Below are 14142 nucleotides of genomic sequence, written 5' to 3'. Positions count from 1 at the left end.
GACGACATCCTGGAAGCCGTAGGCAACCTGACAGTCCTGGAACTGAATGACCTGGTCAAGGCATTCGAAGAAAAATTCGGCGTATCCGCTGCTGCAATGGCTGCTCCAGCAGCTGGCGGCGCAGCTGGCGGCGCTGCTGCTGCTGAAGAGCAAACCGAATTCACGGTTGTCCTGTCCGAAGTTGGCGCAAACAAAGTCGGCGTCATCAAGGCAGTTCGTGAAATCACCGGTCTGGGCCTGAAAGAAGCCAAAGATCTGGTTGATGGTGCACCGAAGCCAGTCAAAGAAGGCATCGCAAAAGCAGACGCAGAAGCAGCGAAGAAAAAACTGGAAGAAGCAGGCGCGAAAGCAGACCTCAAGTAATCCCGGTTGTTCGCGCTACTCGTATAGCAGCGCTCGAGTCAAAGCACGGAACTGCCCGAAAGGGTGGTTCGGCTTTGGCTCCTTTGTCGTTTTTGGATTTTGAAGCGTCTGACGCAGACTTGGTTGACTTCATGTAATCTGGTCGGTCCGGCTTTCCAAGGGCAGAGACTTGAGGTTTCACTGTTTCGAATTGCGTGAAAGCAATTCGGCATTGCAGCCTGAATCCTGAATTCTCTATCCTTTCCCCTGTCACTCACGGAGTGTCCATGCACTACTCATTTACTGAGAAGAAGCGTATTCGCAAGTCATTCGCGAAACGCGCTAACGTCCACAACGTTCCGTTCCTGCTCGCAACGCAGCTCGAGTCTTACCTGAGCTTCCTGCAGGCAGAAAAGATCCCGTCGCAACGTAAGAATGAAGGCCTGCAATCCGCCTTCACATCGATTTTTCCTATCGTTTCGCACAATGGTTTTGCGCGTCTCGAATTCCTGTCGTATGTGCTCGGCGATCCGCCGTTCAACATCAAGGAATGCCAGCAACGTGGATTGACGTACGCGTCGCCTCTGCGTGCCAAAGTTCGCCTTGTGATTCTGGACAAGGAATCGCCGACCAAGCCGGTTGTCAAGGAAATGAAGGAACAGGAAGTCTACATGGGCGAATTGCCGCTCATGACGACCACCGGTTCGTTCGTCATCAACGGTACCGAGCGCGTCATCGTGTCGCAGTTGCACCGTTCGCCAGGCGTGTTCTTTGAACATGATCGCGGCAAGACGCACTCGTCGGGCAAACTGCTGTTTTCGGCACGTATCATTCCTTACCGCGGTTCGTGGCTCGATTACGAGTTCGATCCGAAAGACATTTTGTTCTTCCGTGTCGATCGTCGTCGCAAGATGCCGGTCACGATCCTGCTGAAAGCAATCGGCATGACGCCGGAACAGATTCTCGAGAACTTCTTTGTTTTCGACAATTTCAAGATGCGCGACGAAGGTGCCGAAATGGCATTCGTTGCAGAACGTCTGCGCGGCGAAGTTGCGCGTTTCGATATCGTCGACAAAGCCGGCAAGGTCATCGTTGCCAAAGACAAACGTATCAACAGCAAGCACGTCCGTGACGTGGAAGCTGCCGGCATCAAGCATATTTCCGTGCCGGAAGATTATCTGCTGGGCCGCATTCTGGCAAAAAACATTGTCGATTCAAGCACCGGCGAAGTCATTGCCAGCGCCAACGACGAGTTGACCGAAGATGTCCTGGCCAAACTGCGTGAAGCGGACGTCAAGGAAATCCAGACGTTGTATACCAATGATCTGGACCAGGGCGGTTACATCTCGCAAACGCTGCGTATGGACGACACGGCCGATCAGATGGCCGCAAAGGTTGCGATCTATCGCATGATGCGCCCTGGCGAACCGCCAACCGAAGATTCGGTTGAAGCCTTGTTCAACGGGTTGTTCTACAACCCGGATCGTTACGATCTGTCGGCTGTCGGTCGCATGAAATTCAACCGCCGTATCGGCCGCGATGAATTGACCGGTTCGATGACGCTGTCGAACGATGACGTGCTGGCCGTGATCAAGATTCTGGTCGAGTTGCGCAACGGCCGCGGCGAAGTCGATGATATCGATCACCTGGGTAATCGTCGTGTACGTTGCGTCGGCGAACTGGCCGAGAACCAATTCCGTGCCGGTCTGGTTCGTGTCGAGCGCGCTGTCAAAGAGCGTCTTGGCCAAGCCGAAGCCGACAACCTGATGCCGCACGACCTGATCAACTCGAAGCCGATTTCGGCCGCGATCCGTGAGTTCTTCGGTTCGTCGCAGTTGTCGCAGTTTATGGATCAAACCAACCCATTGTCGGAAATCACGCACAAACGTCGCGTCTCCGCTCTCGGACCTGGCGGCTTGACCCGTGAACGCGCCGGCTTTGAAGTACGTGACGTGCATCCGACCCACTATGGTCGTGTGTGCCCGATCGAAACGCCTGAAGGCCCGAACATCGGCCTGATCAACTCGCTGGCGCTGTATGCCCGCTTGAACGAATACGGTTTCCTCGAAACCCCATATCGCAAAGTCGAAGGCAGCAAGGTCACGAACCAGATCGACTATCTGTCTGCGATCGAAGAAGGCCGATACATCATCGCTCAGGCGAATGCGACGATCGACAAATCCGGCCAGTTGTCCGATGAACTGGTTTCCGCACGTGAAGCCGGCGAAACGATTCTGGTCTCGCCAGAGCGTGTCCAGTACATGGACGTGGCGCCAGGCCAGGTTGTTTCCGTCGCAGCATCGCTGATTCCGTTCCTCGAGCACGATGACGCGAACCGCGCATTGATGGGTGCCAACATGCAGCGCCAGGCAGTTCCTTGCCTGCGTCCTGAAAAAGCATTTGTCGGTACCGGTATTGAACGTACCGTGGCAGTCGACTCGGGCACCACCGTGCAGGCATTGCGTGGCGGTGTGGTTGATTACATCGATGCAGGTCGTGTCGTGATTCGCGTCAATGACGACGAAGCACAGGCCGGCGAAGTCGGTGTCGATATCTACAACCTGATCAAGTACACCCGTTCGAACCAGAACACCAACATCAACCAGCGTCCGATCGTGCAAGTGGGCGATCGCGTGGCTCGCGGCGACGTGATCGCCGACGGCGCATCGACCGATCTGGGTGAATTGGCTCTGGGTCAGAACATGCTGGTCGCGTTCATGCCATGGAACGGCTACAACTTCGAAGATTCGATCCTGATCTCCGAAAAAGTCGTGGCTGACGATCGCTACACCTCGATTCACATCGAAGAGTTGTCGGTCGTTGCGCGTGACACCAAGCTGGGCGCCGAAGAAATCACCCGTGATATCTCGAACCTGGCCGAAAACCAGCTGGCGCGTCTGGACGAGTCCGGTATCGTCTACATCGGTGCAGAAGTCACCGCTGGCGACACGCTGGTCGGTAAAGTGACGCCGAAGGGCGAAACGCAACTGACGCCGGAAGAAAAACTGCTGCGCGCGATTTTCGGCGAAAAAGCATCCGACGTGAAAGATACGTCGTTGCGCGTACCGTCCGGCATGGTCGGCACAGTCATCGACGTGCAAGTGTTTACGCGTGAAGGTATTGCACGCGACAAACGCGCACAGCAGATCATTGACGACGAACTGCAGCGCTATCGTCTGGACCTGAACGATCAGCTGCGTATCGTTGAAGGCGATGCGTTCCAGCGTCTGGAAAAAATGTTGATCGGCAAGGTCGTCAACGGCGGTCCTAAGAAAATCGCCAAGGGCACGAAAATCACCAAGGACTATTTGGACGATCTGGACAAATACCACTGGTTCGATATTCGCCCTGCAGACGATTCATCGGCAAACGCACTGGAAGCGATCAAGGAATCGATCGCCGAAAAACGTCACCAGTTCGACCTGGCTTTTGAAGAGAAGCGCAAGAAGCTCACGCAAGGCGACGAACTGCCGCCAGGCGTGCAGAAGATGGTCAAAGTTTACCTGGCAGTCAAACGTCGCCTGCAGCCAGGCGACAAGATGGCGGGTCGTCACGGTAACAAGGGTGTGGTGTCGCGCATCGTTCCGGTGGAAGACATGCCCTACATGGCAGACGGTACGCCGGCTGACGTTGTACTGAACCCGCTGGGTGTTCCTTCGCGTATGAACGTCGGTCAGGTTCTGGAAGTCCATCTGGGCTGGGCGGCAAAAGGTCTGGGCCTGCGTATCGGCGAAATGCTGAAGGCACAAGCCAAGGCAGCCGAACTGCGCAAGTTCCTGAAAACGATCTACAACGAGTCTGGCAAGACGGAAGACATTGACAGCTTCTCGGACGATGAAGTGCTGTCGCTGGCAAGCAACCTGAAACAGGGCGTGCCGTTTGCGACGCCGGTGTTCGACGGTGCGCACGAAGAAGAAATCCGTCGCATGCTGGATCTGGCTTACCCGGACGCGATTGCCAAGAACCTCGGCATGACGCCTTCGAAGAACCAGGTCACGATGTATGACGGTCGTACCGGTGAGGCGTTCGAACGTACCGTTACTGTCGGCTACATGCACATGCTGAAACTGCACCATCTGGTCGATGACAAGATGCATGCACGCTCGACCGGTCCTTACTCGCTGGTTACGCAGCAGCCACTGGGCGGTAAAGCTCAGTTCGGCGGTCAGCGTTTCGGTGAGATGGAAGTCTGGGCACTGGAAGCATACGGCGCATCGTACGTGTTGCAAGAGATGTTGACCGTCAAGTCCGATGACGTGAATGGCCGTACCAAAGTGTACGAAAACCTCGTCAAGGGCGACCACGTGATCGACGCCGGCATGCCGGAATCCTTCAACGTGCTGGTCAAGGAAATCCGTTCGTTGGGTATCGACATCGATCTGGAACGCGACTGATCGAGTGCGAATGGGATAGCCGAGTAATCGGTTCTCCCATTCGCACCGTTCAATGGTTTCAAGCAAGCGTTACGTCAATAAAGTTTTAGTATCAGTAGCAAAGCAGTTAGGAAGCGTCATCTGTCCCGGTATCTGCGGAACTCGGCCTCAAGGCTCAGCTCTCCCGCAGATGCGAACAGGGTCATCAAGCAGAGCGACGCAACCACTTCGTCTATATCAGCGTTTTTTCACGCCAACTGGAGTGATACATGAAAGCACTGCTCGATTTATTCAAGCAAGTTCAGCAAAACGAACAATTCGACGCGATCAAGATTGGTCTGGCGTCCCCTGAAAAAATCCGTTCGTGGTCCTACGGCGAAGTCAAAAAGCCGGAAACCATCAACTATCGTACGTTCAAGCCTGAACGCGACGGCCTGTTCTGCGCAAAAATCTTTGGCCCGATCAAGGATTACGAATGCCTGTGCGGCAAATACAAACGCCTGAAGCACCGCGGCGTCATCTGCGAAAAATGCGGCGTTGAAGTCACGCTGGCCAAGGTGCGCCGTGAGCGCATGGGCCACATCGAACTGGCATCGCCAACTGCGCACATCTGGTTCCTGAAATCGCTGCCGTCACGTCTGGGCATGGTGCTCGACATGACGTTGCGCGACATCGAACGCGTGCTGTATTTTGAAGCCTACGTCGTGACCGATCCTGGCATGACCCCGCTGAAAAAATGCCAGATCATGTCGGAAGACGATTACGCCGCCAAGTATGAAGAATTCGGCGACGACTTCACCGCGTTCATGGGCGCCGAAGGCATTCGCGAATTGCTGCGTTCGATCGACATCGATCGCGATGCGGAAACGTTGCGTCAGGAACTGAAAGAATCTAAGTCCGAAGCCAAGATCAAGAAATACGCCAAGCGCCTGAAAGTGCTTGAGGCGTTCCAGCGTTCGGGCATCAAGCCTGACTGGATGATCATGGAAGTGCTGCCGGTGCTGCCGCCAGAACTGCGTCCGCTGGTGCCGCTGGACGGCGGTCGTTTTGCGACTTCCGATCTGAACGATCTGTATCGCCGCGTCATCAACCGTAACAACCGTTTGAAGCGTTTGATGGAGCTCCGTGCACCGGAAATCATCACCCGCAACGAAAAACGCATGCTGCAGGAAGCGGTCGATTCGCTGCTGGACAACGGCCGTCGCGGTAAAGCGATGACCGGCGCTAACAAGCGTCCGCTGAAATCGCTGGCCGAAATGATCAAAGGCAAGGGCGGTCGTTTCCGTCAAAACTTGCTGGGCAAACGCGTCGATTACTCGGGTCGTTCCGTCATCGTCGTGGGCCCGCAACTGAAATTGCATCAATGCGGCTTGCCGAAATTGATGGCGCTGGAATTGTTCAAGCCATTCATTTTCAACAAGCTCGAAGTGATGGGTATCGCCAGCACGATCAAGGCTGCGAAAAAAGAAGTTGAAAACCAGACGCCAGTCGTGTGGGACATCCTGGAAGAAGTGATCCGCGAACATCCGGTCATGCTGAACCGTGCGCCTACGCTGCACCGTTTGGGTATCCAGGCGTTCGAGCCGGTCCTGATCGAAGGTAAGGCGATCCAGTTGCATCCACTAGTCTGCGCGGCGTTCAACGCCGACTTCGACGGCGATCAAATGGCGGTTCACGTTCCATTGTCGATCGAAGCACAGATGGAAGCGCGCACGCTGATGCTGGCGTCGAACAACATCCTGTTCCCATCGAACGGCGAACCATCGATCGTTCCTTCGCAAGATATCGTGCTGGGTCTATACTACGCGACCCGCGAGGCGATCAACGCCAAGGGCGAAGGCATGATGTTCCCGGACGTGTCCGAAGTCATCCGTGCCTACGACAACAAGCAAGTCGAACTGGCAACACGTATTACCGTGCGTATCACTGAATATCCGAAGAACGTCGAAACCGGCGAATTCGAAAAAACGGTGACCCGTTACGAAACCACCGTTGGCCGCGCAATCCTGTCGGAAATTCTGCCGAAAGGTCTGCCGTTCAGCGTGCTGAATCGTGCGTTGAAGAAAAAAGAAATCTCGCGTCTGATCAACTTGTCGTTCCGCAAATGCGGCCTGCGCGCCACCGTCGTGTTTGCCGATCAATTGCTGCAATCGGGCTTCCGTCTCGCAACGCGCGCCGGTATCTCGATTTGCGTCGACGACATGTTGGTGCCGCCACAGAAAGTGGACATCATTGCGACCGCTGAAGGCGAAGTCAAACAGATCGAACAGCAATACTCGTCCGGTCTGGTTACCGCTGGCGAACGTTACAACAAAGTGGTTGATATCTGGGGCAAGGCCGGCGACGACGTCGGCAAGGCCATGATGGATCAACTCAAGGTTGAAGACGTCACCAAACGTGATGGCACCAAAACCACGCAAGAATCGTTCAATGCGATTTACATGATGGCCGACTCCGGTGCGCGCGGTTCCGCAGCACAGATTCGTCAGCTGGCCGGTATGCGCGGCCTGATGGCGAAACCGGATGGTTCCATTATCGAAACGCCGATCACCGCGAACTTCCGCGAAGGTCTGAACGTGTTGCAGTACTTCATCTCGACTCACGGTGCGCGTAAAGGTCTGGCCGATACCGCGTTGAAAACCGCGAACTCAGGTTACCTGACCCGTCGTCTGGTCGACGTGACGCAGGATCTGGTTGTGATCGAAGACGATTGCGGCACTTCGAACGGCGCATCGATGAAAGCGCTGGTCGAAGGCGGTGAAGTCATCGAAGCATTGCGTGACCGTATCCTCGGCCGCGTTGCTGCAACCGATGTCGTCAATCCGGAAACGCAAGAGACCCTGTACGCCGCCGGCACGTTGTTGAATGAAGACATGGTCGAAGAAATCGAACGCCTCGGCATTGACGAAGTGAAGATCCGTACGCCATTGACCTGCGACACGCGCTTCGGCCTGTGCGCACAGTGCTACGGCCGTGATCTCGGCCGCGGTACGCTGGTCAATGCCGGTGAAGCCGTCGGTGTGGTAGCAGCGCAGTCGATCGGTGAACCAGGCACGCAGCTGACGATGCGTACGTTCCACATCGGTGGTGCGGCATCGCGTGCAGCAGTGGCATCGTCTGTCGAAGCCAAGTCGAACGGTACCGTTCGCTTCACGGCAACCATGCGTTACGTCACCAATGGCAAAGGCGGTCAGATCGTCATTTCCCGTTCCGGCGAAGTGCTGATCACGGACGACCACGGCCGTGAGCGCGAGCGTCATAAAGTGCCGTACGGCGCAACGCTGATCGTCAAGGACGGCATGGCGATCAAGGCCGGCACCGCATTGGCAACTTGGGATCCGCTGACCCGTCCGATCATTACCGAATACACCGGTACGGTGAAGTTCGAGAACGTCGAAGAAGGCGTTACCGTTGCACGTCAGATCGACGAAGTCACCGGCCTGTCGACACTGGTCGTTATCGATGCGAAGCGTCGTGGTTCGGTTACCAAGTCGGTACGTCCACAGGTCAAACTGCTGAACGAAAACGGCGAAGAAGTAAAGATCGCCGGTACCGAACACGCGGTGACGATCGGGTTCCAGGTTGGTGCGCTGATCACCGTCAAAGACGGTCAGCAAGTGACCGTTGGCGAAGTGTTGGCACGTATCCCGACCGAATCGCAAAAAACACGTGACATCACCGGTGGTCTGCCGCGTGTTGCCGAGTTGTTTGAAGCGCGTTCGCCGAAAGATGCCGGCATGCTGGCAGAAGTCACCGGAACGGTTGCATTCGGCAAGGAAACCAAAGGCAAGCAACGTCTGGAAATCACGGACATGGACGGTAACAAGCACGAGTTCCTGATCACCAAGGACAAGCAAGTGCTGGTACATGACGGCCAGGTCGTGAACAAGGGCGAGATGATTGTCGACGGTCCAGCCGATCCGCAAGACATCCTGCGTTTGTTGGGGATTGAAGCGCTGGCACGTTACATCGTCGATGAAGTGCAGGACGTGTACCGTCTGCAAGGCGTGAAGATCAACGACAAGCATATCGAAGTCATCGTGCGTCAGATGTTGCGTCGCGTGCAGGTTGTGGAACCGGGCGATACCAGCTATATCGTTGGTGAGCAGGTCGAGCGTTCCGAGTTGCTGGACGAAAACGATCGCGTGACTGCCGAAGGCAAGATCCCTGCAACGTATGAAAACGTGTTGCTGGGTATCACCAAGGCATCGCTGTCGACCGATTCGTTCATTTCCGCTGCATCGTTCCAGGAAACCACGCGTGTCCTGACCGAAGCTGCGATCATGGGCAAGAAAGATGGCCTGCGCGGCCTGAAGGAAAACGTCATCGTCGGTCGTCTGATCCCGGCCGGTACGGGTCTGGCATACCACCGTGCCCGCAAGGAAAAGGAATCGTGGGAAGCCGAAGAGCGTACGGCGCTGTTGCAATCCGAAAAAGCGGCGCGTGCCGCCGAAATGGAAGCGCAGTTTGCCGATGTGTCGAATCCACCGGACAGCGATACCGACTCCCATTGATCGGTTGATGTTTTAACAAAAACGGCACCAGATTCTGGTGCCGTTTTTATTTGTCATCCTTGTAAGTTTCCGGACATTTCAAGCCGGCGCAGTAATACTAGGCAGCGATTTTGGCCAAATAGCTGCAATGTGCCGATTCACAACGTATTTCAGTGCGTATCTGCCGACATCGCAGTTGACGCAGAAAATGGGGAGGGATATACTCGCGAGTTCTCGATTTTAAGCTCTGTTTGGCTTAAGCGTTCTTTGGTCTGCCTTTTTTGCACTCCTTTTGCGCGCTTTTTTCCTTCAAGGCTCGATCGAGCCGCGCGTTGAATCCCATTCTTCCGCACGATTTCCTGGTCCCGAGCATCCGTTTTCGGGTTCGTATTATCAATGTTGTATTAGCTGGATTAAGAGCGATGCCAACCATCAATCAATTGATTCGCCAGCCGCGTGTTTCGGCACGCGTCAAGAGCAAATCGCCGGCGCTGGAAAACAGCCCGCAAAAACGCGGCGTCTGCACCCGCGTCTACACGACGACTCCAAAGAAGCCTAACTCGGCTCTGCGTAAAGTCGCCAAAGTTCGCCTGACCAACGGTTTCGAAGTCATTTCGTACATCGGCGGTGAAGGCCATAACCTGCAAGAACACAGTGTCGTGCTGCTGCGCGGCGGTCGTGTGAAGGATTTGCCGGGTGTGCGTTATCACATGGTCCGCGGTGCACTGGATACCCAGGGCGTCAAAGATCGTAAGCAAGCTCGCTCGAAGTACGGCGCGAAGCGTGCAAAAGCTGCCAAGAAGTAATCATCAAATTTTCGCCTAGGCGAAAAAGGTATCGGTCCCGAATGGGCCGAGTAAGTGGATGGTTATGATGACTGTCCGCGAGTGAGCGATAAATCGTATCGCGCGCTCAACTGAAGATTGAAAGGAATCGAAATGCCACGTCGTCGTGAAGTTCCCAAACGGGAAATCCTGCCGGATCCAAAATTCGGCAATGTTGATGTCGCCAAGTTCGTCAACGTTCTGATGCTGTCCGGTAAAAAATCGGTCGCAGAAAACATCATCTACGGTGCGTTTGAGCAGATCCAAAGCAAATCCGGCAAAGATCCGCTGGAAGTGTTTGCTGCAGCAATCAATAACTGCAAGCCAATGGTCGAAGTGAAATCCCGTCGCGTCGGTGGTGCAAACTACCAAGTGCCGGTTGAAGTTCGTCCGGTTCGTCGTATGGCATTGTCCATGCGCTGGTTGCGCGAAGCTGCAAACAAGCGCAGCGAGAAATCCATGCCGTTGCGTTTGGCTGGTGAATTGATGGAAGCGGCTGAAAGCCGTGGCGGTGCGATGAAAAAGCGTGATGAAGTGCACCGCATGGCAGAAGCGAACAAGGCGTTCTCGCACTTCCGCTTCTAATAAATTGATGTGTGTCGTGCGCCTGTGTCATGAAGGCGCCACACATCGCATGTGTAATTTGTTCGAGGCCGGGCACATTTTGGAAAAAATGGCGCTCGGTTTTGTTCATTAAAACGAATTAGGACTACTTATGGCCCGCAAGACCCCTATTGAGCGCTACCGCAATATCGGTATCTCGGCTCACATTGACGCTGGTAAAACAACGACGACCGAGCGCGTCCTGTTCTACACCGGTGTGAACCACAAGATTGGTGAGGTACATGATGGCGCGGCCACCATGGACTGGATGGAGCAGGAACAAGAGCGCGGCATCACGATCACGTCTGCTGCGACGACCTGCTTCTGGAAAGGCATGGCGAACAATTTCCCTGCTCACCACATCAACATCATCGATACCCCGGGCCACGTTGACTTCACGATTGAAGTTGAGCGTTCGATGCGCGTGCTCGACGGTGCCTGCATGGTTTACTGTGCAGTCGGCGGCGTGCAGCCACAATCGGAAACGGTTTGGCGTCAAGCAAACAAATACAAGGTTCCACGTCTGGCATTCGTCAACAAGATGGATCGTACCGGCGCGAACTTCTTCAAGGTCTACGATCAGATGCGTGCGCGTCTGAAAGCGAACCCGGTTCCTATGCAGGTGCCGATCGGTGCCGAAGAAAACTTTGAAGGCGTGATCGATCTGGTCAAGATGAAAGCAATCATCTGGGACGACGCGTCGCAGGGCATGAAGTTCGACTACCGTGATATCCCTGAAAACCTGTTGGCTGAAGCGCAAAAATGGCGCGAAAACATGGTTGAAGCGGCGGCGGAAGCTTCCGAGGAACTGATGAACAAGTACCTCGAAGAGGGCGATCTGACCGAGGAAGAAATCAAGAAGGCAATTCGCCAGCGCACGATCGCCAGTGAAATCGTGCCGATGATGTGCGGCACGGCGTTCAAGAACAAGGGCGTGCAAGCCATGCTGGACGGCGTGGTCGAATACCTGCCGTCGCCAGTCGACATTCCTCCTGTTCCAGGTGTGGATGGCGATGACGAGCCTGTCGTGCGTCAAGCTAAAGACGATGAGAAGTTCTCGGCGCTGGCATTCAAGATCGCAACCGATCCGTTTGTCGGTCAACTGTGCTTCATCCGTTGCTACTCGGGTACCTTGAACTCGGGCGATACCGTTTTCAACTCGGTGAAAGAGAAGAAAGAGCGTATCGGTCGTATCGTTCAGATGCACGCAAACCAGCGCGAAGAAATCAAGGAAATGCTGGCAGGCGATATCGCTGCAGTCGTCGGTTTGAAAGACACGACCACTGGCGACACGCTGTGCGACGACAAGGCTGTCGTTGTGCTCGAACGCATGGTCTTCCCTGAGCCGGTTATCTCGCAGGCAGTTGAGCCAAAAACCAAGGCCGACCAGGAAAAAATGGGTCTGGCACTGAATCGTCTGGCTGCCGAAGATCCATCGTTCCGCGTGCGTACCGACGAAGAATCGGGTCAGACCATCATCGCCGGTATGGGCGAGCTGCATCTGGACATTATCGTTGACCGTATGAAGCGCGAATTCGGCGTCGAAGCGACCGTCGGCAAGCCGCAGGTTGCGTACCGCGAAACGATTCGCAAGACTTGCGAAGAAATCGAAGGCAAGTTCGTCAAGCAATCCGGTGGTCGTGGTCAGTACGGTCACGTGGTGTTGAAGATCGAGCCGCAAGAGCCGGGCAAGGGTTTTGAATTTGTCGACGCGATCAAGGGCGGTACCGTTCCACGCGAATACATCCCTGCGGTTGAAAAGGGCGTGCGTGAAACACTGACGACCGGCGTGTTGGCCGGCTACCCGGTGGTCGACGTCAAGGTCACGCTGTTCTTCGGTTCGTACCACGATGTTGACTCGAACGAAAACGCGTTCCGCATGGCCGGTTCGATGGCGTTCAAGGATGGTTGCCGTAAAGCCAGTCCGGTCATTCTCGAGCCGATGATGGCTGTTGAAGTCGAGACCCCAGAAGATTACGCCGGTACCGTGATGGGCGATCTGTCGTCCCGCCGCGGTATGGTGCAAGGCATGGATGAAATCGCCGGCGGCGGTGGCAAGATCATCAAGGCTGAAGTGCCGCTGTCGGAAATGTTCGGTTACTCGACATCGCTGCGTTCGGCAACACAAGGTCGTGCGACTTACTCGATGGAATTCAAGCACTATTCGGAAGCTCCGAAGAATGTCATCGACGCAATCGTGACTTCCAAGACCAAGTAAGTGTTTTGCCCGCTTCGCAAGGAGCGGGCAGGTTGCAATCATTAATTAATTCATTGTTTTTACAAACAAATCGTTCTTTTTGAAGGAAGAATAAAATGGCAAAAGGCAAATTCGAGCGGACCAAGCCGCACGTGAACGTCGGCACGATTGGTCACGTCGATCATGGTAAAACCACGCTGACGGCAGCGATTGCGACGGTGTTGTCGAAGAAATTCGGCGGCGAAGCAAAAGCGTACGACCAGATTGACGCAGCGCCGGAAGAAAAAGCGCGCGGTATCACGATCAACACCGCGCACGTCGAATACGAAACCGCAAATCGCCACTACGCGCACGTTGACTGCCCAGGCCACGCCGATTATGTCAAAAACATGATCACCGGCGCAGCGCAGATGGACGGCGCAATCCTGGTGTGCTCCGCAGCAGACGGCCCAATGCCGCAAACCCGCGAACACATCCTGTTGTCGCGTCAGGTTGGCGTGCCATACATCATCGTCTTCCTGAACAAGGCAGACATGGTCGATGACGCAGAACTGCTCGAACTGGTCGAAATGGAAGTGCGCGAGCTCCTCTCCAAATACGAATTCCCTGGCGACGACCTGCCAATCATCAAAGGTTCGGCGAAACTCGCACTCGAAGGCGACACCGGTCCACTGGGCGAACAAGCCATCATGGCACTGGCCGAAGCACTCGACAGCTACATCCCAACGCCAGAGCGCGCTGTTGATGGCACGTTCCTGCTGCCAGTCGAAGACGTGTTCTCGATCTCCGGTCGCGGTACCGTTGTCACCGGTCGTGTTGAGCGCGGTATCGTCAAAGTCGGCGAAGAACTCGAAATCGTCGGTATTCGTGATACGCAAAAAACCACCTGCACCGGCGTCGAAATGTTCCGCAAACTGCTCGACCAAGGTCAGGCAGGCGACAACGTCGGCGTGCTGCTGCGCGGCACCAAACGTGAAGACGTGGAGCGTGGTCAAGTGTTGGCAAAACCAGGTTCGATCAAGCCACACAAACACTTCACCGGCGAGATCTATGTCCTGTCGAAAGACGAAGGCGGCCGTCACACCCCGTTCTTCAACAACTACCGTCCACAGTTCTACTTCCGTACCACGGACGTGACTGGTTCGATCGAGTTGCCGAAGGATAAAGAAATGGTCATGCCAGGCGACAACGTCTCGATCACCGTGATGCTGATCAACCCGATCGCGATGGAAGAAGGTCTGCGTTTCGCTATTCGTGAAGGCGGTCGTACCGTCGGCGCCGGCGTCGTGGCTAAAATCATCGAGTAATAA

General features: G+C 55.1%; 7 protein-coding genes. All 7 read left to right on the top strand.

Features of this window, described 5'->3' with window-relative positions:
- The coding region (gene rplL / locus VN114_RS07475; RefSeq protein ID WP_325513546.1) for a 50S ribosomal protein L7/L12 at window positions 1–363 on the top strand (363 nt) is incomplete at its 5' end.
- Window positions 364–629: 266 nt separating this feature from the next.
- Window positions 630–4736, top strand: a complete 4107-nt coding sequence (rpoB, locus tag VN114_RS07470; RefSeq protein ID WP_325513544.1) for a DNA-directed RNA polymerase subunit beta — start codon at window positions 630–632, stop codon at window positions 4734–4736.
- 248 nt (window positions 4737–4984) lie between these two features.
- A complete protein-coding gene (rpoC, locus tag VN114_RS07465; protein WP_325513542.1) occupies window positions 4985–9229 on the top strand; it encodes a DNA-directed RNA polymerase subunit beta' in 4245 nt (1414 codons plus the stop codon).
- A gap of 401 nt (window positions 9230–9630) precedes the next feature.
- The gene (rpsL, locus tag VN114_RS07460) at window positions 9631–10014 is read left to right on the top strand and encodes a 30S ribosomal protein S12 (RefSeq protein ID WP_057293079.1); all 384 of its coding nucleotides are present in this window, start codon (window positions 9631–9633) and stop codon (window positions 10012–10014) included.
- Window positions 10015–10146: 132 nt separating this feature from the next.
- A complete protein-coding gene (rpsG, locus tag VN114_RS07455) occupies window positions 10147–10617 on the top strand; it encodes a 30S ribosomal protein S7 (RefSeq protein ID WP_325513540.1) in 471 nt (156 codons plus the stop codon).
- Between the two features lie 130 nt (window positions 10618–10747).
- Window positions 10748–12853 (top strand): elongation factor G, encoded by a 2106-nt coding sequence (gene fusA / locus VN114_RS07450; protein ID WP_325513538.1) that lies wholly within the window; start codon window positions 10748–10750, stop codon window positions 12851–12853.
- Window positions 12854–12948: 95 nt separating this feature from the next.
- Complete coding sequence (gene tuf / locus VN114_RS07445; RefSeq protein WP_325513536.1) at window positions 12949–14139, top strand: elongation factor Tu; 1191 nt, start codon at window positions 12949–12951, stop codon at window positions 14137–14139.
- The last annotated feature ends 3 nt before the right edge of the window (window positions 14140–14142 follow it).

The sequence above is a fragment of the Oxalicibacterium sp. genome (assembly GCF_035565035.1).
Classification (GTDB): Bacteria; Pseudomonadota; Gammaproteobacteria; order Burkholderiales; family Burkholderiaceae_D; genus Oxalicibacterium.
Note: the sequence above shows the minus strand (reverse complement) of the source record. Positions and strands in the feature narration are given on the sequence as shown.